Origin of the sequence: Actinospineispora acaciae DSM 45401 (assembly GCF_000620785.1) — a bacterium.
Lineage (GTDB): Bacteria > Actinomycetota > Actinomycetes > Mycobacteriales > Pseudonocardiaceae > Pseudonocardia > Pseudonocardia acaciae.
The window spans coordinates 419,581-440,924 of record NZ_JIAI01000004.1; the positions used below are offsets into that span (position 1 = coordinate 419,581).

The 21,344-nt window shown below is 72.9% G+C and carries 21 protein-coding genes; 12 read left to right on the plus strand and 9 right to left on the minus strand.

Translation table 11 applies throughout. The features are described 5' to 3' along the window. Positions 1–37: 37 nt before the first annotated feature. The gene (locus N912_RS0122095; RefSeq protein WP_028924110.1) at positions 38–793 is read left to right on the plus strand and encodes an SDR family NAD(P)-dependent oxidoreductase; all 756 of its coding nucleotides are present in this window, start codon (positions 38–40) and stop codon (positions 791–793) included. Here N912_RS0122095 and N912_RS0122100 read toward each other — a convergent pair. Continuing rightward, a complete protein-coding gene (locus N912_RS0122100; protein WP_028924111.1) occupies positions 776–1,387 on the minus strand; it encodes a hypothetical protein in 612 nt (203 codons plus the stop codon). The two genes, N912_RS0122095 and N912_RS0122100, sit on opposite strands and share 18 nt — an antisense overlap. Before the next feature lie 55 nt (positions 1,388–1,442). Next, a complete protein-coding gene (locus N912_RS0122105; RefSeq protein ID WP_028924112.1) occupies positions 1,443–2,138 on the minus strand; it encodes a FadR/GntR family transcriptional regulator in 696 nt (231 codons plus the stop codon). A gap of 60 nt (positions 2,139–2,198) precedes the next feature. On the opposite strand from N912_RS0122105, the gene N912_RS0122110 reads away from it, so the two are divergent. The 3 genes from N912_RS0122110 to N912_RS0122120 all read left to right on the plus strand — a co-directional run bounded on the left by N912_RS0122110 (position 2,199) and on the right by N912_RS0122120 (position 5,099). Further along, entirely contained in the window at positions 2,199–3,590 is a 1,392-nt protein-coding gene (locus N912_RS0122110) for an amidase (RefSeq protein WP_028924113.1), read from the plus strand. Between the two features lie 31 nt (positions 3,591–3,621). Further along, positions 3,622–4,608, plus strand: a complete 987-nt coding sequence (locus tag N912_RS0122115) for a VWA domain-containing protein (protein WP_281176286.1) — start codon at positions 3,622–3,624, stop codon at positions 4,606–4,608. Between the two features lie 65 nt (positions 4,609–4,673). Continuing rightward, positions 4,674–5,099 (plus strand): VOC family protein, encoded by a 426-nt coding sequence (locus N912_RS0122120; protein ID WP_245645376.1) that lies wholly within the window; start codon positions 4,674–4,676, stop codon positions 5,097–5,099. Between the two features lie 35 nt (positions 5,100–5,134). On the opposite strand, the gene N912_RS0122125 is transcribed toward N912_RS0122120, so the two are convergent. Further along, a complete protein-coding gene (locus N912_RS0122125) occupies positions 5,135–6,292 on the minus strand; it encodes a cobalamin-independent methionine synthase II family protein (protein ID WP_169747927.1) in 1,158 nt (385 codons plus the stop codon). A 10-nt stretch (positions 6,293–6,302) separates the two neighbouring features. Further along, positions 6,303–7,421, minus strand: a complete 1,119-nt coding sequence (locus tag N912_RS0122130) for a 5-methyltetrahydropteroyltriglutamate--homocysteine S-methyltransferase (protein ID WP_028924117.1) — start codon at positions 7,419–7,421, stop codon at positions 6,303–6,305. Positions 7,422–7,542: 121 nt separating this feature from the next. Between N912_RS0122130 and N912_RS0122135 the strand changes: the two genes are divergently transcribed. Next, positions 7,543–8,211 carry a GntR family transcriptional regulator gene (locus N912_RS0122135; RefSeq protein ID WP_028924118.1) on the plus strand — a complete coding sequence of 223 codons (669 nt, stop codon included), beginning with the start codon at positions 7,543–7,545 and terminating at the stop codon, positions 8,209–8,211. A 5-nt stretch (positions 8,212–8,216) separates the two neighbouring features. Here the strand turns inward: N912_RS0122135 and N912_RS53785 are convergent, their stop codons facing one another. From N912_RS53785 to N912_RS53790, 5 genes are read right to left on the minus strand one after another with little or no spacing between them, the layout of a single operon-like run. Further along, a complete protein-coding gene (locus N912_RS53785) occupies positions 8,217–9,581 on the minus strand; it encodes an MFS transporter (protein WP_051580593.1) in 1,365 nt (454 codons plus the stop codon). Positions 9,582–9,626: 45 nt separating this feature from the next. Next, positions 9,627–11,273 carry a thiamine pyrophosphate-binding protein gene (locus N912_RS0122145; protein WP_028924119.1) on the minus strand — a complete coding sequence of 549 codons (1,647 nt, stop codon included), beginning with the start codon at positions 11,271–11,273 and terminating at the stop codon, positions 9,627–9,629. After that, the gene (locus tag N912_RS0122150) at positions 11,270–12,157 is read right to left on the minus strand and encodes a fumarylacetoacetate hydrolase family protein (RefSeq protein ID WP_028924120.1); all 888 of its coding nucleotides are present in this window, start codon (positions 12,155–12,157) and stop codon (positions 11,270–11,272) included. Before N912_RS0122150 ends, N912_RS0122145 begins: the two co-directional genes overlap by 4 nt. Continuing rightward, positions 12,154–13,236, minus strand: a complete 1,083-nt coding sequence (locus N912_RS0122155) for a cupin domain-containing protein (protein WP_028924121.1) — start codon at positions 13,234–13,236, stop codon at positions 12,154–12,156. Before N912_RS0122155 ends, N912_RS0122150 begins: the two co-directional genes overlap by 4 nt. Beyond that, positions 13,233–14,504: an FAD-dependent oxidoreductase gene (locus N912_RS53790; RefSeq protein WP_211261335.1), complete on the minus strand. Its 1,272-nt coding sequence runs from the start codon at positions 14,502–14,504 to the stop codon at positions 13,233–13,235. Before N912_RS53790 ends, N912_RS0122155 begins: the two co-directional genes overlap by 4 nt. Positions 14,505–14,563: 59 nt before the next feature. Between N912_RS53790 and N912_RS53795 the strand changes: the two genes are divergently transcribed. From N912_RS53795 to N912_RS0122195, 7 genes are all read left to right on the plus strand, one after another. Then, a complete protein-coding gene (locus tag N912_RS53795; RefSeq protein ID WP_084211093.1) occupies positions 14,564–15,325 on the plus strand; it encodes an IclR family transcriptional regulator in 762 nt (253 codons plus the stop codon). Between the two features lie 87 nt (positions 15,326–15,412). Further along, a complete protein-coding gene (locus N912_RS0122170; protein WP_028924122.1) occupies positions 15,413–15,991 on the plus strand; it encodes a helix-turn-helix domain-containing protein in 579 nt (192 codons plus the stop codon). Beyond that, a complete protein-coding gene (locus tag N912_RS0122175) occupies positions 15,988–17,097 on the plus strand; it encodes an ABC transporter substrate-binding protein (protein WP_028924123.1) in 1,110 nt (369 codons plus the stop codon). Before N912_RS0122170 ends, N912_RS0122175 begins: the two co-directional genes overlap by 4 nt. A gap of 3 nt (positions 17,098–17,100) precedes the next feature. Then, on the plus strand, positions 17,101–18,003 hold the full coding sequence (locus N912_RS53800) for an ABC transporter permease (RefSeq protein WP_051580597.1): 903 nt from the start codon (positions 17,101–17,103) through the stop codon (positions 18,001–18,003). Next, positions 18,000–18,797, plus strand: coding sequence for an ABC transporter permease (locus N912_RS0122185; RefSeq protein WP_051580598.1), 798 nt, complete (start codon positions 18,000–18,002; stop codon positions 18,795–18,797). The genes N912_RS53800 and N912_RS0122185 overlap by 4 nt, the downstream gene beginning before the upstream one ends. After that, positions 18,787–19,887, plus strand: coding sequence for an ABC transporter ATP-binding protein (locus N912_RS53805; protein WP_037065841.1), 1,101 nt, complete (start codon positions 18,787–18,789; stop codon positions 19,885–19,887). Before N912_RS0122185 ends, N912_RS53805 begins: the two co-directional genes overlap by 11 nt. 7 nt (positions 19,888–19,894) lie before the next feature. Then, complete coding sequence (locus N912_RS0122195; RefSeq protein WP_028924125.1) at positions 19,895–21,307, plus strand: NAD(P)/FAD-dependent oxidoreductase; 1,413 nt, start codon at positions 19,895–19,897, stop codon at positions 21,305–21,307. The last annotated feature ends 37 nt before the right edge of the window (positions 21,308–21,344 follow it).

Genomic DNA, 21,344 nt, shown 5'->3' on the forward strand with positions numbered 1-21,344 from the left:
TAAGGAGACATCCGATGTCTGCGAGAGGTGTGACGGCGTGAGTGAGTTGGACGGGCTCAAGGCCATCGTCAGCGGCGGCGGGTCCGGGATCGGGCTGGCCGCCGCGCGGATGCTGGCCGCCCGGGGCGCCGAGGTGGCCTGCCTGGACCTGGACCCGTCGCGGGTCGGCGCGCCGCTGCTCGGGCTGCGCGCGGACGTCACCGATCAAGAGTCGGTGGACTCGGCGGTCGACGCGGCGGTGGCTCGGCTCGGCGGCGGGCTGGACATCCTGGTCAACAACGCCGGCATCGGTGCTCAGGGCACCGTGGAGGCCAACCCGCTGGACGAGTGGCACCGGGTGCTCGACGTCAACGTGCTCGGCATGGTCCGCCTGACCAGGGCGGCGCTGCCGCACCTGCGCGCGTCGCGGGCCGCCGCGATCGTGAACACCTGCTCGATCGCGGCCACCGCCGGGCTGCCGAACCGGGCGCTGTACAGCGCGTCGAAGGGCGCGGTGCAGTCGCTCACGCTGGCCATGGCCGCCGACCACGTCGGCGAGGGCATCCGGGTCAACTGCGTCAACCCGGGCACGGCGGACACGCCGTGGGTCGGCCGGCTGCTCGCCGCCGCCGACGACCCGGCCGCCGAGCGCGCGGCGCTGGAGGCCCGCCAGCCGATGGGCCGGCTGGTGTCCGCCGACGAGGTGGCGGCGGCCATCGCGTACCTGGCCGGCCCGGCGGCGGGCTCCACCACCGGAACCGTGCTCGCCGTCGACGGCGGCATGCAGGGGCTGCGGTTACGCCCGCGTCCGTAGCGGCGCCCCGGCGCGCAGGATCCGGTACGGCGGCCACAGCGCGACCAGCAGGCCGAGCGCCGCGACCGGGATCAGGTCCAGGCTCAGGGTGGGCAGCGTCCAGGCGCCCAACGCCAGGACCGGCGACCACCACGGCACCCGACGGGCCGGCAACCATGCGGCCAGCGTCATCAGGCCGATCGCCGCGAGCACCGACAGCGCGGGGCCGGTCCCGTAGAACATCTGGGCCGCGCCGGGGACGGCGTCGCGCAACTGGTCGGCGATGACCCCGCGCTCCGCCTTGGTCGAGGCGAGCGCGCCGGCGACCAGGTCGATCACGGCCTGGCCGACGCCGCAGAGCGCACCCAGCCAGCCGAGCAGCACCAGCCCGGTACCGATCCGGCGCACCGAGGGGCCTGCGTCGGCGAGCAGGCGCCGCAGGGCGTAGGTCGCCGCCCCGACCGCCAGGTACGAGGCCAGGTAGAAGACGTGGCTGACCGTCCACACCACCCCCGGCGACCGGGTCGGGTCCAGCAGCCGGACGGCGCCGTAGGCGAACAGCAGGGCCGGGGCGAGCGGCAGGCAGGCGGCGCTCACGCGGTCGGTCACGGACACGGGCCGACGGTATGCGCACGAGCTGGTGGCGGTCCCGGTTAATTCGGCGGGGCGACTACCGCGCGGACGGCGGCGGCGTGCCGAGCGCTCTGCGCAGCCACTGCTCCACCCCGGCCACGTGGATCGTCGCCCACGAGCGCGCCACGTCCGGCTGGCGGGCGGCGATGGCGTCGCAGATGGCGGTGTGCTGCTCGATGGTGCGGGCCACCGCGCCCTCCTGGGTCAGGCCGCGCCAGATCCGGGCCCGCAGGGTCGGGCCGGTCAGCCCGTCGATCAACGAGCAGAGCACGCCGTTGCCGCTGCCCGCCGCGACCCGCCGGTGGAACTCCAGGTCGTTGGCCACCAGCGCGTCCAGGTCCGGGTCCGGGTCGAGCTCGGCCAGCACCGCGCGCAGGCCCTCGATCTCCGCCTCCGGCATCGCCACCGCGGCCATCGCGGTGGCCGCCGGCTCCAGGATGCGGCGGACCTCGAAGAACTCCAGCACCGAGTCGTCGCGGTGGAAGTCGATCACGAAGCTCATCGCGTCCAGCAGCAGGTCCGCGTCCAGGCTGGTCACGTAGGTGCCGTCGCCCTGGCGCACGTCCAGCACCCTGATCAGCGACAACGCCCTGACCGCCTCGCGCAGCGAGCTGCGCGACAGCCCCAGCCGCTCGGCCAGGTCGGCCTCGCGCGGCAGCCGCGCCCCCGGCCCCAGCTCGCCGGAAACGATCATTGCTTTGATCTTCTCGATCGCTTCGTCTGTGACCGGCACGGGGCCTCCCGGACATCGGATGTCTCAGGGTATCCCCGGCGCGGCGGTTACCGTTGGCCGATGACGAGGGTGCACGCGTTCGGCGACGACGCGCTGGGCGACCACGACGCGGTGGCGCTCGCCTCGCTGATCAGGGACGGGGAGATCGGCGCGGAGGAGGCGGCGAAGGCGGCCGCCGAGCGGGCGCTGCGGGTCGAGCCGGCGCTGCGGGCCGTCGAGTTCACCGCGCCCGCGCCGGTCCAGCCGGTGCGCGAAGGGCCGTTCGCGGGCGTGCCGACCTACGTCAAGGACAACACCGACGTGCGCGGCATGCCGACCGGCCACGGCACTGCCGCGTTCCGGGCCGGGCCGGCGCGCGCGACCGGTGCGTTCGCCGCCCAACTGCTGAGCACCGGGCTGGCCGCGCTGGGCAAGAGCCGGCTGCCGGAGTTCGGTTTCAACGCCAGCACCGAGTTCGCCGACGCCGAGCCGACGCGCAACCCGTGGCACACCGGCCACTCCAGCGGGGCGTCCTCGGGGGGCGCGGCGGCGCTGGTCGCGGCGGGTGTGGTGCCGATCGCGCACGCCAACGACGGCGGCGGGTCGATCCGGATCCCGGCGGCGTGCTGCGGGCTGGTCGGGCTGAAGCCGAGCCGGGGCCGGCACCTGGAGAGCCCGCAGGCTCGGTCGATGCCGATCAAGATCATCTCCGAGGGGGTGGTGTCCCGGTCGGTGCGCGACACCGCCGCGTTCCTCGCCGCCGCCGAGCGGCACTGGCGCAACCCGGCGCTGCCGCCGTTGGGGCTGGTGGAGGGGCCGGCGAACCGGCGGCTGCGGGTCGGGCTGGTGCTCGACTCGGTCGGCGGGGTACGGGCGTGCGCGCAGACCCGGGCCGCCGTGCTGGACACCGCGCGGGCGCTCACCTCGATGGGCCACGACGTCTCGCCGGTTCGGCTGCCCGTGGACGACCGGTTCGTCGCGGACTTCACCCTGTACTGGGGGATGCTGGCGTTCTCGGCCGGCGCGTTCGGCCGGTGGACGCTGTCCCGCTCGTTCGACGCCTCGAAGCTGGACGGGCTGAGCGTCGGCCTTGGTCGGTTGTACCGGCGTGGGCTGCTCCGCACGCCCGGCATGCTCGCGCGGCTGTCCCGGGTGCGGCGGGCGTACGCGGGGATGTTCGTGCGGCACGAGGTGGTGCTCTCCCCGGTGCTGGCGCACGTCACGCCGCTTCTCGGCGAGCTGAGCCCGAACGTGCCGTTCGACGAGCTGCTGCACCGGCTGACCCGGTACGTGGCGTTCACGCCGCTGAACAACATCGCCGGCGCCCCGGCCATCTCGCTGCCGACCGGGGCGTCGTCGGACGGGCTGCCGATCGGCGTGCAGATCTCGGCCGCGCACGGCGACGAGCGGACCCTGCTGGAGCTGGCGTTCGCGCTGGAGCAGGACCGGCCGTTTCGGCGGATCCAGGACTGACCGACACGGCTCACGGCGGTTACATGCCCGGTTGGGTTCACTGGCCGGCATGGCGATCGACGGTTTCGCCGCGCCCGGCTGGCTCGCGCTGCTCGGGCTGGTCGCCGCCGTCACGGCGGGCTACGGCTGGTCGCAGCGGCGACGGCGGCGCAACATCCTGCGGTTCACCAACCTCGCGCTGCTGGACCGGGTGGTGCCCCGGGCGCCCGGCTGGCCCCGGCACGTGCCGGCCGCGCTGCTCCTGGTCGCGCTGATCCTGTTGACGGTGGGCCTGGCCGGGCCGACCGCGCAGGCGCAGGTGCCACGCAACCGGGCCACCGTGATGCTGGTCATCGACGTCTCGCAGTCCATGCGCGCGACCGACGTCGCCCCGTCCCGGCTGGCCGCGGCCCAGGAGGCCGCCACCCGGTTCGTCCGCGAGCTGCCGCCGACGGTCAACCTCGGGCTCGAGTCGTTCGCCGGCACCGCGGCCGTCCTGGTGCCGCCCACCACCGACCGCGAGGCCGCCGTCCACCAGATCCAGACGCTCCAGCTCGCCGAGTCCACCGCCACCGGCGAGGCGCTGGCCGCCGCCCTCAACTCCATCACCGCGTTCAACGCCCAGGTCCCCGGCAGCGAGTCCGGCCCGCCGCCCGCCCGGATCGTCCTGATGAGCGACGGCAAGCAGAACGTCGGCCGCGACGAGTTCGCGCTCGCCGCCGAGGCCGCCCGCCAGCATGTGCCGATCAGCACCATCTCGTTCGGCACCCTGTTGGGGACCATCGACATGGGCGGAGGCATCATCCCGGTGCCCGTGGACGACTCGTCGCTGGCGAGGGTTGCCCAGCTCTCCGGCGGGCGGTTCTACCCCGCGCAGAGCGGCGCCGAGCTGCACCAGGTGTACGACAACCTCCGCGAACAGATCGGCTACCAGACCGTCGAGGCGGACGTGAGCAGGCCCTGGCTCGTGCTCGGCACGCTCGTGACCCTGCTCGCCGCCGCTCTCGCCGTCGTTCGTGCCCAGCGCCTGCCGGCCTGACTATCGCTGGCTTTGCCGTGTCCGGACGGCGCGGGTGGCTCCGACCCTGTGGCGAGGCGCCCGGTGTGGGCGCCCTGACGAGCGAGGAGCTACCAGTGGCGGATCCGGTTGTGCACTTCGAGATCATCGGTACCGACCCGACGAAGCTTCGCGAGTATTACGGCGAGCTTTTCGGGTGGGAGTTCGGTGTGGGAGATGCGTCAAGCTTGGAGGTGTCGGAACCCGGAAACTACGGGTTCGTGGACGGGACGACTACCGGCGATGGGAACGGGATCAACGGCGGCATCGGCGGGGGTGATGGTTATCGGCCGCGGGTAGTTTTCTACGTTGATGTGCCTGATGTCGAGGCGGCGTTGCGGAAGGCGGAGAGCCTGGGCGGGACGCGGCGGTTCGGGCCTGAGCCGAAGGGCGCGAAGAAGGGCGAACTCGTGGTAGGGCAGTTCACCGATCCGGAGGGGAACTTGGTGGGGGTGGCTGGGCTCAGTTCGTGACCGTGCGCGTCGTTCGAAAATCCCACCAACGCGGGCTAGAGCCGATGCGATGCTAGTTCGGCGCCTTCGACGAGAGATTTCAGTTTCGCCCACATGATGGACGGGTGGACGCGGCGGACGAATGGTCCCTGGGCGAAGCCGCAGTCGGTGCCGGCGATGACGTTGTCGGGGCCGACCACACGGGCCAGCCGCACCAGGCGTTGGGCGATCAGCTCGGGGTGTTCGACGACATTGGTGGCGTGGGAGACGACGCCGGGGATGAGCTTGCGGCCTTCGGGGAGGGTGACGTTTTCCCAGACCTGCCATTCGTGCTCGTGGCGGGGGTTGGCCTGCTCCAGGGCGTAGGCGCCCACCGGGACGCGGAGGATCAGGTCGACGATGTCGGCCAGGGGGACGTCGCCGACGTGTGGGGCGTTCCAGCTGCCCCAGCAGACGTGGTAGCGGGAGCGGTCGGGTGGGATGCCGTCCAGGGCGCGGACCAGGGCCTCGACGCGGAGGGTGGCCCACTCCCGGTAGTCGCTCAGGGAAGCGGGCGGGACCATGGTGTCGTACATCGAGGCCAGCCAGGCGTCGTCGACCTGGACCATCAGGCCGGCGTCGACGATGGTGCGGTACTCCTCGTTGAGGGCGGCGGCCACCGCGAAGACGTAGTCGCGTTCGGTGGCGTAGTGCTCGTCGTGGCGGACGGGGACGACGCTCGCGGGGGCGACGACCGGGAGGAAGCCGGCGGTGACGTCGACATCGGACAGCGCGGCCGTGAGGTTGGAGATGTCGCGCTGCACCGCGTCGGCGCCGATGTAGGAGACGGGACCGGTGCAGACCCAGTTCGTGATCGAACCGGTGAAGCCCTGGGTTCGTTCGTACTCGGCGTAGAAGTCGGGGAACAGGCGCTTGTCGGTGCCGGGCATGACGACCACGCCGGGCTCGGTGCCGCCTTCGACGGGGCGGTCCTCGAAGCCGGCGAGGCGGGAACGGACGTAGCGCGACCAGCTCACCGACTTGCCGAACTCGCCGTCGCTGACCACGTCGATGCCGATCTCGGCCTGCTGGCGGACCACGCCGGCGACGGCGTGGCGCAGCGTGGCCGCGTAGACGTCCTCGTCGTAGGGGCGGCCGGTTTCCTTGTCGCGCAGGATCGCGACCAGGTCGTCCGGGCGGATCAGGCTGCCCACGTGGGTGGTGAGGATCTTCACCACGCCCGGGTCAGCCCCAGATCTCGGTCGCGGTCTCCACCACCAGGCGGAGCTTGGCCCACTGCTCCTCGGCGGTCAGGGCGTTGCCGTTCACCGTGGAGGAGAAGCCGCACTGCGGGGACAGGCAGAGCTGGTCGATGTCCACGTAGCGGCTGGCCTCCTCGACGCGGCGCTTCAGGTCGTCCTTGGACTCCAACTCGCCGCGTTTGGTCGTGACCAGGCCCAGAACCACGAACTTGCCTTTGGGTACGAACCGGAGTGGCGCGAAGTCGCCCGAGCGCTGGTCGTCCCACTCCATGAAGTAGCCGTCCACGGCGAGCTCGTTGAACAGCGCCTCGGCCACGAAGTCGTAGCCGCCCTCGGCCACCCAGGACGAGCGGAAGTTGCCCCGGCACATGTGCGTGGTGATCGCCATGCCTTCGGGGCGGTCGCGCAGGGCGGCGTTGATCTGGCGGATGTAGCGCTCGTGCAGGTGCTCGGCGTCGTCGCCCCGGGCGGCGATCTGCTCGCGCTGCTTCGGGTCGTTCAGGTAGGCCAGGCTGGTGTCGTCGAACTGCAGGTAGCGGCAGCCGGCCTCGGCGATGCGCCGCACCTGCTCGGCGTAGGCGGCGCTGACGTCGGTCCAGAACGCGTCGTCGTCGGCGTAGACGCCCGGGTCGATGGACGCCCGGCCGCCCCGGTAGTGGACCATGCTCGGCGACGGGATGGTCAGCTTCGGCAGCGCCGAGGTGGCCAGCGAGCGCACCGCCTGGAAGTCCGGCTCGAAGATGGTGTGCTCCAGGCGCACCGGGCCGGCGACGCGCAGCGCGGCCGGGGTGAACTGGAGGGTCCCGGACTCGTTGCGGAACTCGATGGCCATGTTGTCCTGGGCCTTCTCCACTCCGCCGAGCTGGTAGATGAAGTCCATGTGCCAGGAGGCGCGGCGGAACTCGCCGTCCGTGACCGACCGCAGGCCGACCTCCTCCTGCTTGCGCACGACCTCGGCGATCGCGGTGTCCTCGACCCCCCGCAGCTCGTCGGCGTCGATCGCCCCGGCGGCGAACTTCTCCCGGGCCTCGAGCAGGACCGACGGCCGCAGCAGGCTGCCGACGTGATCACCGCGGAACGGCGGGGTGTCTCGCAAGGCCATCGGCGTTGTCCTCCAACCGGGAAACGGGAACCACCTGCTAACGTATGCAAGAACATATATGATCAGCGAGCCCGCGCAACACCCCGCTCGACCGGCGCTGCGGGGCCGAGCGGGGGACACTGTGACGGATCAGGCGGCGGCGGGCGAGTCGAAGTCCGACCGCGCGTACCAGGCGATCAAGCAGCGGATCGAGGACGGCCAGTACGGCCCCGGCTATCGGTTGGTGCTCGACCAGCTGGCCCGCGAGCTGTCGGTCAGCCCGGTGCCGGTGCGCGAGGCCGTGCGCCGGCTGGAGGCCGAGGGGTACCTGGTCTTCACCCGCAACCACGGCGCCAGGGTGGCCAGCATCGACCCCGACCAGTTCGGGCACACCATGCACGCGCTGGCGATCATGGAGGGGGCCGCGACGGCGCTGGCCGCGCCCGAGCTGACGGCCGAGCACCTGGACCGGGCGCGGCGGCTCAACCAACGGATGCGGGCCAGCATGCGGGCGTTCGACCCGGCGTCGTTCACCCGGCTCAACCACGAGTTCCACGGGCTGCTGTGCGGGGCGTGCCCCAACCCGAGGCTGCGCGGGCTGCTCGAGCGGGAGTGGAGCCGGCTGGCGCTGATCCGCCGCTCGTCGTTCGCGTTCGTCCCTGGCCGGGCGCTCGCCTCGGTGGCCGAGCACGACCTGCTGCTCGACCTGATCTCGTCGGGCCGGCCGGCCGAGGAGATCGAGCGCGCCGCCCGCGACCACAAGCTGGGCACGCTCACCGCGTTCCAGGAGTCCCAGGCCGCGGGCGGCTGACGCGGTCATCGCGCTTCCGAGACGGCGGCCACCTCGGCGGGCGCGGCCGGCCGCACCCCGGGGCGCGCGATGAACGCGGCGCACGCCATGGCCAGCGTGCCCGCGGTGGCCGCCGCGATGAACAGCACGTCCGGGGTGCCGAACGCGCCGAGCAGCGCGCCGCCGATGTACGGGCCGAGGATGCCGCCGAACCGGCCGAACCCGAGCATGAACCCGGTACCGGTGCCCCTGGCGTGCACCGGGTAGGTCATCGCGCAGGTGTTGTTCAGCATGAACTGGCCGCCGATGAGGAAGAACCCGGCGAACGCGATGGCGATGATGTTCAGGATCGGGTGGTACGTGACGACCATGCTCAACGTGGTCAGTGCGCCGAGCCCGCACCAGAGCGCGAGGGCGCCGCGCCGGCCCAGCCACCGGTCGGCCAGGTACCCGCAGACGATCCCGCCCACGAACGGCACGCTGTGCAGCGCCGCGCCGAAGCCGAACCCGAGCGCGAACCCGTCGCCGCGCGCCACCATCAGGTTCGGGGTCCACGCGGTGAGCCCGTAGTTGACGAACAGCAGCAGGAACGACGAGACCCACAGCGCGATCGTGGAGACCAGGAACGGCCGGCTGAGCGGCACCCGCCAGTCGGCTCTCGCCCGCTTGCCGGCCGGCCTGATCTCGGCGAACCGGGCGTCCCGGTAGAGCGCGGCGCGGTCCGGGCGCAGGCGGGCCATCAGGCGGGCGGCCTCCTCGGTGCGCCCGTGCGCCACCAGGTACTCGGTGGACTCCGGGAACACCGCGAGGAACACCAGCCCGACCACGCCGGCGCCGGCACCGACGTAGAACAGCACCTGCCAGCCGTACTGCTGGCTGAACAGGATGCCGATCACCGAGGCCCCCACCCCGCCGATGGAGAACCCGGCGGCGGCCAGGGTGGCCAGCCCGAACCGGGTCTTGTCGGGCAGGTACTCGTTGATATACGCGGTGCCCAGCGGCATGATCACCCCGAGGCCGAGGCCGGTGACCAGCCGGAGCAGCACGAAGCTTCCGTACGAGTCCGCGACCATTGCAGTGACCAGACTGAAGACCCCGGAGACGAGCAGCCCGCCGATCATGGTCGGACGGCGGCCGAAGCGGTCGGCGATCACCCCGTGGCTCAGCGAGCCGATCGCAACGCCGATCAGGCCGGCGGACACCAGGAACCCCTGTTGGCTGGGCGAGAGCGCCCAGGCCTTGCCCACGAAGTGGATCACGTAGGACGGCGCCAGGATGTCGTAGCCGTCGAACGCGATGGCCACGAAGACCAGCCCGATCAGCAGCCAGTGGAACCGGGTCAGCGCCGCGCCGTCCATCTCGGCGCGGACGTCGATCTCTCGGTCGGGCATGTCAGCCTCCTTTGGCTGGCCGCCGGCGCGGGCGTGGCCGGGCGGTTATCTGGGAGCGGCCCCCAGGTCGTCCGGGTCGGTGAGCACCTCGATCAGGGCCGGGCCGTCCAGCGCGCCCAGCTCCTTCACGGCGGCGGGCAGCTCGTGCGCGCGGTCCAGGCGGCGGGCCGGCAGGCCGAAACCGCGAGCCACGGCCGCGATGTCCACCCCGGAGATGTCCTTGCCCGGGTAGCTGCCGACGCGGGCGGCGGTCCCGCCGTAGCGGCGCAGCGCGGCGGCCACCGCGGCGTACGAACGGTTGTTGATCACCACGAACAGCACCGGGATGCGGTGGCGGGCGGCCACCCACAGCGCCTGCGGCCCGAACTGGAACACGCCGTCGCCGACCACCGCCAGCACCCGGCGCTCCGGCGCGCCGAGCTGGTAGCCGAGCGCGGCGCCCATGCCCCAGCCGAGCGAGCCGGACGCCGTGGTGAACAGCGCGTCCACCGAGTTCAGCGGCAGCGCGCGGAGCAGGGCGGGCTCGGACGTGGTGGCATCCTCGAACACGGTGGTGCGGTCGTCGACCACCTCGGCCAGCGCCGCCGCGACCTGGTGGACGGTGGCCGGTGCGGGTGGTTCGGTGTGTTCGGACGGTGTGGGCGGCTCGGTGTGTACGGACGGTACGGGCGGCCGCGCCGGGGCGCGGGCGTCGCCGAGCAGGTCCAGCAGGCCGGCGGCGACCAGCGACTCGTCCGCGACCAGGGCGACGTCGGTGCCCTGCAGTTTGGCCAGCTCGGACGGGTCGACGTGGCTGTGGATCACCCGGCAGCACGGCGGCACCGGCGGCTCCGGCGACGGCTCGAACTCCACGAAGCACCGACAGCCCAGGAACACCAGCACGTCGGCGCCCGCGACCGCCGGGTTCTGCGCCGAGTAGCCACCGGCGTGCAGCGGATGGTCCGCCGGGAAGCCCGGCCGCTCGAACCCGCGCCGGTCCTCGTTGCACACCGGTGCGCCGAGCCGCTCGGCCAGCGCCACCAGCTCGCGCTGCGCGCCGTGCCGGCCCACCTCGGCGCCCGCGACCAGCACCGGCCGCTCCGCCGACCGCAACAGCTCGGCGGCCTCCCGCAGCCGCTCCGGGTCCGGCGCCGTCCTGGCACTCACCCGATGGCGCGCCGGGTCAGGGACGGCGACCGGGCAGACGGTCTCCATCAGGTCCTGCGCCAGCCCCAGCCACACCGGCCCGCTCGGCTCGGCGGTCGCGGCCCGCAGCGCCTGGGTGACGTCCTCGGGCAGGCCCGCGGTGGTCAGCGACTGCCACGCCCGCTTGACGAACGGACGGGCCAGCTCGCCGGTCGCGGGCAGCGCGGTGAAGCCTCCCCTGGCCTGGATGCTCGCCGCCTTGAGCCCGTTGAGCACCACCACCGGCGAGCGCGCCATCCGGGCCGCGTCCAGGTGGGCCAGCCCGTTGACCAGCCCGAGGTGCGTGTGCAGGTAGGCCACCGCCGGCTCCCCGGTGGCCCGCGCGTGCCCGTCGGCCATCGCCACCGTCACCGACTCGTGGGTGGTCAGCACCACCTCGAAGTCCGGATGGCGCACCGTGGCGTCCAGGAACGCCGCCTCCGTGCTGCCCGGGCAGATGAACACCCGCCGCACGCCCCAGGCCAGCAGCACCTCGAGCACCGCGTCCGCGCCGGTCCGAGCGTTCATCCGTCGACGACCCCGAGCGTCATCGAGCCGAGCCGGTCGATCCGGGCGCGCAGCACGTCGCCGGCGGTGATCGGGCCGACCCCGGGCGGGGCTCCGGTGAAGATCAGGTCTCCGGGCAGCAGGGTCATCAGCCGGGAGGCGTAGCTGACGATCGCCGGTACGGGGGTGATCATGTCGCGGGTGTGCACGTGCTGGCGGCGTTCGCTGGTCCCGTCCGCGCCGTCGCGCACCAGCTCGATCTCCAGGCCGGCCGGGTCGCCCACCTCGTCGGCGGTGGTGACCCACGGCCCGACCGGGGCGAACGTGTCGTAGCTCTTGCGGCGCGAGCGGTCGGCGGCGGCGCGCACGGTGATGTCCAGGCCGACGGTGTAGCCGAGCACGTGGTCCAGCGCGTCGGCGAGCGCGATGTCCCGGCCGCCGGTGCCGATCACCACCACCAGCTCGGACTCGTGGTGGATCTCCTGGCCGGCGGCCACCACCTCGCGCGGCAGCACGATGTCCTCGCCGGGCCCGGACAGCGCGGACGGCGCCTTGAGGAACACGTCGAAGGACATCATCCAGTCCTCCACCCGGCCCAGGGTGCGCTCCTGTACCTCGTGCATCTCGGTGACGTGCTCGGCGTAGTTGCTGGCGCAGGCGATGATCTTGGACGGATTGAGCGCGGGCGCGCGCAGGTGCGCGGCGGCGAGCGGAACCGGGGTGCCGGCCTTGGCGGCGGCCTCCAGCTCGGGGCGCAGCGCTACGAAGTCCCGGCACAGCCCGCGCCACCAGCCGGCGGTGACCGGGTCGTCCTCGTGCCGCGAACCGAGCACGGCGGTGACGTCCACGACGCCGTCCTCGGTCACCACCCCGAGCCGCGAGTCGTCGAACAGCGCGAGCCTCATCCGCCGCTCCTCGGGGTGAACGCCGAGATCACCGGCTGCGCGGTGGGCAGTTGCTCCTCGCGGTAGAGGCCCAGCGCGCGCAGCACCGGGGCGTCGCTGAGCACGAACAGGTCCGCCTGGCACGGCGCCCGGTGCTCGACGGCCGACCAGGACGGCACCACGAACATGTCGCCGGGTTCCCAGTCGAAGCGCCGGCCGTCGATCACGCTGTGTCCGTTGCCGCCGTGCACCACGTAGACCCGGTTCCCGGCCCGCCTGGTCGCCGGGGTGGACCGGCCGGCCAGGATCCGCTCCAGCCCGCAGGCCAGGGTGGGCAGCACGCTCGCGCCGGTGCCGGGGTTGACGTACTCGAGACAGACCGACGGTCGGTCTGTCTTGTCGGCGTCCGCGCGCAACCGCGCGTCCGCGTCCTCCCACCGGTAGACCAGCAGCGGCGACGGCGTGGGATCCAGCGCGCCGGTCACCTGCCCGGCGACGTGCGCGCCCGCGCCACCGAACCGGCGCTCGGACTCGTTGCGCCCGCGCACCGGCTGGTTCAGCTCCGGGTGCGGCTCGAAGAACACCGCGTCCAGCGCCTGGACCATGGGCAGGTCGAGGCCGTCGAACCAGAGCATGTTCTCGCCGGCGGTGTTGGTGTGGTCGTGCCAGGCCATCGCCGGGGTCAGCACCAGGTCGCCGGCGCGCATCTCGCAGGCGTCGCCGTCCACCGTGGTGAACACGCCCTCGCCGGCGAGCACGAACCGGATCGCGCCGGGGCTGTGCCGGTGCGCGGGCGCGCTCTCCCTCGGCCCGAGGCACTGCACGGCGGCCCACAGCGTGCCCGCCGCGTACGGCGCGCCGCCCAGCCCGGGGTTGCGCAGGCTCAGCACCCGCCGCTCGCCGCCGCGCTCCACCGGGACCAGCCGGATCGCCCGCTCGGCCAGCGCCCGGTACACCGCCGCCCGCCACAGCCAGGGCACCGCCTTCGGCCGGGGTGTCGGGGTGAGCAGCTCGTCGGTCAGCCGCCACAGCGGTGCCAGGTCCACCGCGTCCAGGTCGCTGTAGAACTCGGCCAGCTCCGACTCCACGTCCACGCTCATCGCGAGGCTCCTTGGTTGGTGAGCAGGGTTTCCGGCGGTGGGGTGCCGATGCCGAACCGCCGCGCGCTCTCCAGCAGCGACACCCGGCGCAGCCACGCCCTGGCCCGGTCCGGGTCGGCCGCGAGCGCGCGCAGCTCGCGGTGCGAGGCCCGGCGGCGCTCCGGGTCGGTCTCGCGCAGCCGCTGGGTGTTGCGTTCGGTGTCGGCCTGCACGTACTCCAGCGCGACCCGGCGGCGGTGCGCGTCGAAGGTGTCCAGCTCGGCGTCCGGGTCGGCGCCGTCGCGCGCGATGCGGGCCAGCCGGCGGGTGAGGTCGAACGCGTCGTGGATCCCGCTGTTCAGGCCCACCCCGCCGATCGGGCTGTTGACGTGCGCGGCGTCCCCGACCAGCAGCACCCGGCCGACCCGGAACGACTCGGCCACCCGCTGGTGCACCCGGTAGATCTGCCGGTCCACGATCGGGTAGCCGCCCGGCAGCGGGGCCACCGCGCGCAGGTGGCGCTGGATCTCCTCCGGCGTGGTCGCCTCCTCGTCGCTCACCTCGGCCGGCACCGGCCAGAGCACCCGCCACGCCTCGGGGGTGTGCAGGATGAACAGCCACTCCACCGGGTCGGCGACGTAGTTGACGTCGGCGATCCCGGGCAGCTGTTCGCGCAGGTCCACGGTGGTGCTGACGATCAGGAACCGCTCCCGGTAGGTGACGCCCTCGAACGCGACGCCGCTGAGCTTGCGCACCGCGCTGGCCGCGCCGTCCGCCCCGATCAGGTACGATCCGCGCAGCCGCGCCTCGCCACCACCGTCGATGCCGCCGTCGGTGCCGCCGTCGGTGCGCGCGGTCACCTCGACGCCGTCGCCGGTGTCGGCCACCCCGGTCACCCGCGCGCCGAAGCGCAGCTCCACGCGGTCGTCGGCGCGCAGCCGGTCGAACAGGAACCTGACCAGGCGCTGCTGGTTGAGCTGCAGCCGGTACGGATACCGGGTCTCGGCGCCCAGCAGCGACAGGTCGAACTCGGCGATCAGCCCGTCGCGGCGGTCCCGGAACTGGTAGCGGGGCACGGTGAGGCCCTCGGCGCGCATCCGCTCGGTGATGTCGATGTCCTCGAGCAGCTCCATGGTCGCGGCGTGGAAGGTGGACGCCCGCCAGTCCGGCCTCGGCTCGGGGTTGGCCTCCACCACCGTGACCGGCAGGCCGGCGTGCGCCAGCGCGGCCGCCGCGGTCATTCCGACCGGGCCGGCGCCGACCACGATCACCGGAAGATCCAAGCTCACGGGCACGACACTAGGAACCCGTCCCTCAATATGGAAGCATGAGCGGCTAAAGTTCTTCTATGTCGAATTCCAACAGGCTCAGCTCGGTGGACAACGCCTTGCGACTGCTGGTGTTGCTCGGCGAGCGGCGGGCGCTGCGGGTGGCGGACGCGGCGGACGGGCTCGGGGTGGCCCGGTCCACCGCGCACCGGCTGCTGTCCAGCCTGCGCGAGCACGGGTTCGCGCTGCAGGACAGGGCCAACGGCGCCTACCGGCCGGGGCCGGTGCTCACCGAGGTCGGGCTGGCCGCCGTCGGCGGCATCGACATCCGCCGGGTGGCCCGGCCGGTGCTGGAGGAGCTGCGCGACCAGACCGGCGAGACGGTGAGCCTGTCGCTGCTGGAGGGACGCAACGTGCGGTTCGTCGACTGTGTGGAGGGCACCCGCTCGGTACGGGTCGGCGACCGCACCGGACTCGCGCTGCCGGCGCACTGCACGGCGGGCGGCAAGGTCCTGCTGGCCGCGCTGTCGCCGGCCGAGCTGACCCGCCGCTACGCCGGGCACGAGCTGACCGTGCGCACCGAGTCCTCGATCGGCGCCTGGGACGAGCTGGAGCGCGAGCTCGCGGCCGTTCGGCGGGAGAACTACGCGATCAACAGGGAGGAGGGCGAGCACGGCATCAGCGCGGTGGCCACCGCCGTCCGCGACCCCGCCGGGGCGCCGCTCGCCGCCCTCGCGGTGGTCGTGCCGGCCGGGCGGCTCGACGAGGACGTGGTCCGTGAGCTGCTGCCCACCGTGCTCGCCTCCGGCACCAGGCTGCGCGAGCTGACCCAGCCTCATTAGCCGAGCCCTTGCACGGGTCGTCATCAATCACTATGTTTCCTGTCACCAAACAGCCTGTGTGATGGCGTCCACGAGGAGGTGGCCGGCATGAGTGCTCCGTCCGGGCCACTCCCGAGCGACGGCGCCGACCTGGGCAAGCGGATCCGGATGCTGCGCGAGCACGGCGGCCAGAGTTTGCGCGCGCTGGCCGCGGCGGCCGGGATCTCGCCGGGTTTCCTCAGCCAGGTCGAGCGCGGGCACGCCAACGCCACCGTCAGCACCCTGCGTGGCATCGCCACCGCGCTCGGGCTGACCACCGCTGACCTGTTCGGCGAGGACGACCTGACGGCCTCGCGGGTGCTGCGCCGCGACGAACGCCCGGAGCTGCCCACCGGCGGCCGGTCCAAGAAGTACCTGCTCTCCCGCCGGCCGCTGCGCAACCTGGAGGTCTACAACGGCGAGCTGGCCGTCGGGGAGGACACCGGGGAGCCGTACACGCACGGCGAGGCCCAGGAGATGTTCCTGGTGATCCGGGGCCGCGTCGAGGTCAGCGTGGACGGCACGGAGTACGAGCTGACCGACGGCGACAGCATCGAGTACCGCACCGACCTGCCACACACCGCCCGCAACCTCGGTGACGGCGTCGCCGAGGTGCTCTGGATCATCTCTCCCCCGCACCGGCCATGACTTCGCGACGGCTCTTGGCGGTGCTCGCCGCGGTGGTGGCCGTGGTGAGCGGGTGCGCGCCGGGGGTGCCGGATCCGGCGAAGCTGGACCTCGGGGCGGGGCCGCCGGCGGCGGGGACGGTGAAGGCCGGGGCGTTGCGGGACTACATCCTGACGTTCGTGTCGTACGGCGGGTTGTTCCAGGAGGGCCAGGAGAAGGCGGCGGTGGAGCCGTTCGCGGCCGAGTCCGGGGCGGAGATGCTCGGCGACGGGCCGACCGACCAGGCGAAGCTGCAGGCCCAGGTGCGGTGGGACAACGTGAGCTGGGACATCGTGGACACCGACGGGGTGTTCGCGGCGGCCAACTGCGGCACGCTGTTCCAGCCGCTGGACCCGGCGATCGTGGACACCAGCAAGATCCCGGACGACCTGCGCGTCAACGCCTGCTCGATCCCGGCGATGAGCTACGGATACGTGCTGGCGTACAACACGAAGAAGTACGGCGCGAACCCGCCGACGGGCTGGAAGGACTTCTTCGACACCGCCCGGTTCCCCGGCAAGCGCTCGATCGTCGGGACGCCCGGCGACGCCGCGCCCGGCCCGATGGAGGCCGCGCTGCTCGCCGACGGCGTCGCGCCGGAGAACCTGTACCCGCTGGACATGGACCGGGCGCTGCGCAAGATGTCCACGATCCGCAAGGACACCGTGTTCTGGACCACCGGCGCGCAGGCCCAGCAACTGCTGGAGTCCGGCGAGGTGGACATGTCGATGATCTGGTCGGGGCGGGCGTACGGCGCGGTGCGCAACGGCGCCCCGTACGCGGTGCAGTGGAACCAGTTCTTCCCGGTGTTCGACGCGATCTCGGTGCCGAAGAACGCGCGCTCGCCCAAGGCGTCGATGGCTTTCCTCAACTACTACCTGGGCGCCCGCCAGCAGGCGACGCTGGCGGAGCTGACCAGCTACAGCCCGATCAACGTGGACGCCGCGCCCCGGCTCGACCCGCTGGCCGCCTCGTACCTGACCACCACGCCGGAGAGGAAGCGCCAGGCCGTGCACGTCGACCTGAAGTGGTGGGCGGCGCACCTGGACGAGGCGATCAGACGCTACAACGACTGGCTCTCGGGGTAGCGGATGGCGTACACAGACGTCCTCGCCACGGAAGCCGCCCCGGATGCCGGCGGTGCCGCGCTGGCCGGTCGGCGGCGCGCGGCGCGGTCCTGGTGGGCGCTGCTGGCGCCGTCGCTGCTGCTGATGGCGGCGTTCTTCGCGCTGCCGCTGGCGTTCGTGGTGTGGTTGACGGGTACGGACGGTGACGGGCTGCTGGGCAACGTCGGCTGGTACCTCGGCGACCCGGTGCAGCGGGCGGTGCTGGTGCGGACGTTCACCACTGCCGGGTTGGTGACGGCGACCTGCGCGGTGGTGGGGTACGGCTACGCGTACCTGATGGTCACCGCGTCGGCGCGGGCCCGGATGGTGCTCACGATCATCGTGCTGATGCCGTTCTGGACCAGCCTGATGGTGCGGACGTTCGCCTGGGTGATCCTGTTGCAGGACAACGGGCTGATCAACTCGCTGCTGGACGGCCTGGGGCTGGGGCGGGTGGCGTTGATCCGCACCACCGGCGGGGTGGTGGTCGGGATGGCGCAGATCCTGCTGCCGATGATGGTGATGCCGATCTACTCGGCGATGCTGCGGATCGACCGGGGGCTGCTCTCGGCCAGCGCGACGCTGGGGGCGCGGCCGGCGGTGACGTTCGCCAGGGTGTGGCTGCCGCTGTCGCTGCCGGGGGTGGCGGCCGGGTCGCTGCTGGTGTTCATCAGCAGCCTCGGGTTCTACGTCACGCCCGCGCTGCTCGGCTCCCCGGACAGCTCGCTGGTCAGCCAGCAGATCTACGCGCAGGTCTCCGGGCTGCTGGCCTGGGGCCGGGGCGGGGTGATGGGGCTGTCGTTGCTGGTCGTGACGGGGGTGCTGCTGTCGCTGGCGTTCGCGGTGGCGGCCTCTTTCCGGGCCGGGCGGTTGCGGGGTTCGCGGTGAACGCACGCCGGTTGGGACGGGCGGCGCTGTGGTGCCTCGGGGTGCTCGTGGCGGTGTGGCTGGTGGCGCCGTCGCTGGTGGTCATCCCGCTGAGCTTCACCGACCGGCCGTCGTTCGCGTTCCCGCCGGGCGGCTGGTCGATCCGGTGGTACGAGCGGTTCTTCACCGACCGGAGCTGGCGGCGCGCGCTGTTCGCGAGCTTTCAGGTCGGGCTGCTGGTGGCGGCGCTGGCCACCGCGATCGGCACCGCCGCCGCGCTCGGCATGGCCCGACACCAGCGCCGGGTCAACTCCGCGGTCCGGGGCTGGCTGGTCGCGCCCATGATCATTCCGGTGATCGTGCTCTCGGTCGGGGTGTACGCGCTGTTCCTGCGGCTGCGCCTGACCGGGACGCTGACCGGGTTCGTCGGCGCGCACACGGTGCTGGCGCTGCCGCTGGTGCTGATCGTGGTGTCGGCCAGCCTGCGGCAGTTCGACAGGCGGCTGGAGGACGCCTCGGCGGTGTGCGGCGCGGGACGGTGGACGACGTTCACCCGGGTGACGCTGCCCGCGATCGCGCCCGGGATGGGGTCCGCCGCGCTGTTCGCGTTCGCCACCAGCTTCGACGAGGTGGTGCTCTCGCTGTTCATCCAGAGCCCGTACCTGCAGACGCTGCCGGTGAAGATGTACGGCTCGGTCACCCGCGACACCGACCCGACGATCGCGGCGGCGTCCTCGCTGATCCTGGTGGTGACCACGATCATCACCGTGGCCGGCGGCGTGATCATGACGAGGAGGACCCAGCGTGCGCGGTGAGGCGGGGGCCGGCGCGGCGATCGAGCTGGCCGGGCTGACGAAGGTCTACGACGGCACGGCGGTGGTGGACGGCATCGACCTGAGCGTGGCGGCCGGCGAGTTCGTCACGCTGCTCGGCCCCAGCGGCTCGGGTAAGACCACCACGCTGAACATGCTGGCCGGGTTCGTGCCGGTGACGTCCGGCGAGATCGTGGTGGGCGGGCGGCGGATGGACACGGTGCCCACGCACCGCCGCGACCTGGGCATGGTGTTCCAGAACTACGCGCTGTTCGGGCACATGTCCGTCGGCGACAACGTGGAGTACCCGCTGCGGCAGCGGCGACTTTCCCGGTCGGAACGGCGTACGCGGGTCGCCGAGGCGTTGAGCATGGTCGGGCTGGACGGGTTCGCCGGCCGGCGTCCGCGCGAGCTGTCCGGCGGGCAGCAGCAGCGGGTCGCGCTGGCCCGCGCGGTGGTGTACCGGCCGAGCGTGCTGCTGATGGACGAACCGCTGGGCGCGCTGGACAAGAAGCTGCGCGACCAGCTCCAGCTGGAGATCCGCCGGATCCACGCCGAGCTGGGCACGACGTTCGTGTTCGTCACCCACGACCAGGACGAGGCGCTGGCGCTGTCCGACCGGATCGCCGTGTTCAACGCCGGGCGCATCGAGCAGGTCGGCACCGGCGAGGAGCTGTACGAGTCGCCACACTCGATGTTCGTGGCCCAGTTTCTCGGCGAGTCGACGGTGCTGGCGGGGCCGTCGCGGGCGGACGGCGGCGGGTCAGTGGTCGAGGTGTTCGGCCGCCCGGTGCGGGCGGAGCGGGGCGACCCGCTGGACGCCGCCGACGCCGCGGTCGTCCTGCGCCCGGAGCGGATCACGCTCGTACCCCGACCCGACGGCGACGACCCGCCGCCGGGATGCAATGCCGTGCCCGGCGACGTGGTCGACCAGGTCTACCTGGGCAACGCCCGCCGGGTGCTGGTCCGGCTGCCCGACGGCGGCCAGGCCCACGTCCGCGAGTCCGCCGCCCACCGCACCGACACCCGCCCCGGCGACCCGGTGTGGCTGACGTTCGCCGCCGCCGACGCCACCGCCCTCCCCCGCTGCTAGAGGAAACATGACCGACCGCACCTACCAGTCCCGCCGCACCGCCGGCCTCACCAACGGCCGGGTCTCGTTCTGGTACGACCAGATCGGACTCCCCGAACGCGGCGAGGCGCTGCCCGGCGACCGGACCGCCGACGTGTGCATCGTCGGCGCCGGCCTCACCGGCCTGTGGACCGCCTACCACCTGGCCACCCACCGCCCCGACCTGCGCATCGTGATGCTGGAGAAGGAGTTCGCCGGGTACGGCGCGTCCGGGCGCAACGGCGGCTGGCTGTCCGCCGAGCTGGCCGGCAACCTCGACCGGTACGCCGCGAGCGGGGGCCGCGACGGGGTGCTCCGGCTGGTCCGCGCCATGGAGGGCGCCGTCGACGACGTCATCGCGGTGTGCGCCGAGGAGGGCATCGACGCGGACATCGTCAAGAACGGGGTCCTGCACGTGGCCAGGTCCGAACCCCAACTGGCCAGGATGGACGCTTCACTGGCCGCCCATCGGGCGTGGGGCATCGGCGAGTGGCACGAGCGCCGGCTGACCCGCCGCGAGGTGCACGAACGGGTCCGGATCGAGGGTGCGCTGGGCGCGGTGTACAGCCCGCACTGCGCGCGCGTCCAACCCGCCAAGCTCGTCCAGGGCATCGCGGCGGCCGTCCGGCGCAAGGGCGTCACGATCTACGAGGACACCGAGGTCACCGCCATCGAACCGGGCCGGGCGGTGACTCAGCGCGGCGTGGTCCGCGCCGAGCACGTGCTGCGCTGCCTGGAGGGCTATACGGCGTCCGTGCAGGGCCGCCGCCGCGAGTGGCTGCCGATGAACTCCTCGATGGTGGCCACCGAGCCGCTGCCCGACGACATCTGGGCGGAGCTCGGCTGGGACGGCGCCGAGCTGGTCGGGGACGCCGCGAACGCCTACAGCTACGCCCAGCGCACCGCGGACGGGCGGATCGCGATCGGCGGCCGGGGCGTGCCGTACCGCTACGGCTCGCGCACCGACGCCGACGGCATCACCCAGGCCTGGACCGTCGAGTCGCTGGCCGCGATCCTGCACAGCCAGTTCCCGGCCACCGCCGACGTCCCGCTCGCCCGCGCGTGGTGCGGCGTGCTCGGCGTCCCCCGAGACTGGTGCGCGAGCGTGAGCCTGGATCCGCGCACCGGCCTCGGCTGGGCGGGCGGATACGTCGGCAGCGGCCTGACCACCACGAACCTGGCCGGCCGCACCCTGGCCGACCTAGTACTGCGCCGCGACACCGACCTGGTGACGCTGCCCTGGACGAACCGCCGGGTGCGCCGCTGGGAGCCCGAACCGCTGCGCTGGCTGGGCGTGCGCTCGATGTACCTGCTCTACCGCGAGGCCGATCGCCGCGAGGCCGCCGGCCTGCGCCGCCCCAGCCGGATCACCCGGTTCGCGAACCTCCTGACCGGCCGCTGAAACCCGTGAGTGGCAATGGGTGCTATGGCGCCTATTG

What these genes read in the sequence shown, in the direction of transcription:
- N912_RS53800 (WP_051580597.1), top strand. Translation starts at nt 17,101, where the DNA reads ATGGCGTACACAGACGTCCTCGCCACGGAAGCCGCCCCGGATGCCGGC.
- N912_RS53795 (WP_084211093.1), top strand. Translation starts at nt 14,564, where the DNA reads ATGTCGAATTCCAACAGGCTCAGCTCGGTGGACAACGCCTTGCGACTG.
- N912_RS0122195 (WP_028924125.1), top strand. Translation starts at nt 19,895, where the DNA reads ATGACCGACCGCACCTACCAGTCCCGCCGCACCGCCGGCCTCACCAAC.
- N912_RS0122155 (WP_028924121.1), bottom strand. Translation starts at nt 13,236, where the DNA reads ATGAGCGTGGACGTGGAGTCGGAGCTGGCCGAGTTCTACAGCGACCTG.
- N912_RS53785 (WP_051580593.1), bottom strand. Translation starts at nt 9,581, where the DNA reads ATGCCCGACCGAGAGATCGACGTCCGCGCCGAGATGGACGGCGCGGCG.
- N912_RS0122170 (WP_028924122.1), top strand. Translation starts at nt 15,413, where the DNA reads ATGAGTGCTCCGTCCGGGCCACTCCCGAGCGACGGCGCCGACCTGGGC.
- N912_RS0122110 (WP_028924113.1), top strand. Translation starts at nt 2,199, where the DNA reads ATGACGAGGGTGCACGCGTTCGGCGACGACGCGCTGGGCGACCACGAC.
- N912_RS0122130 (WP_028924117.1), bottom strand. Translation starts at nt 7,421, where the DNA reads ATGGCCTTGCGAGACACCCCGCCGTTCCGCGGTGATCACGTCGGCAGC.
- N912_RS0122175 (WP_028924123.1), top strand. Translation starts at nt 15,988, where the DNA reads ATGACTTCGCGACGGCTCTTGGCGGTGCTCGCCGCGGTGGTGGCCGTG.
- N912_RS0122150 (WP_028924120.1), bottom strand. Translation starts at nt 12,157, where the DNA reads ATGAGGCTCGCGCTGTTCGACGACTCGCGGCTCGGGGTGGTGACCGAG.
- N912_RS0122145 (WP_028924119.1), bottom strand. Translation starts at nt 11,273, where the DNA reads ATGAACGCTCGGACCGGCGCGGACGCGGTGCTCGAGGTGCTGCTGGCC.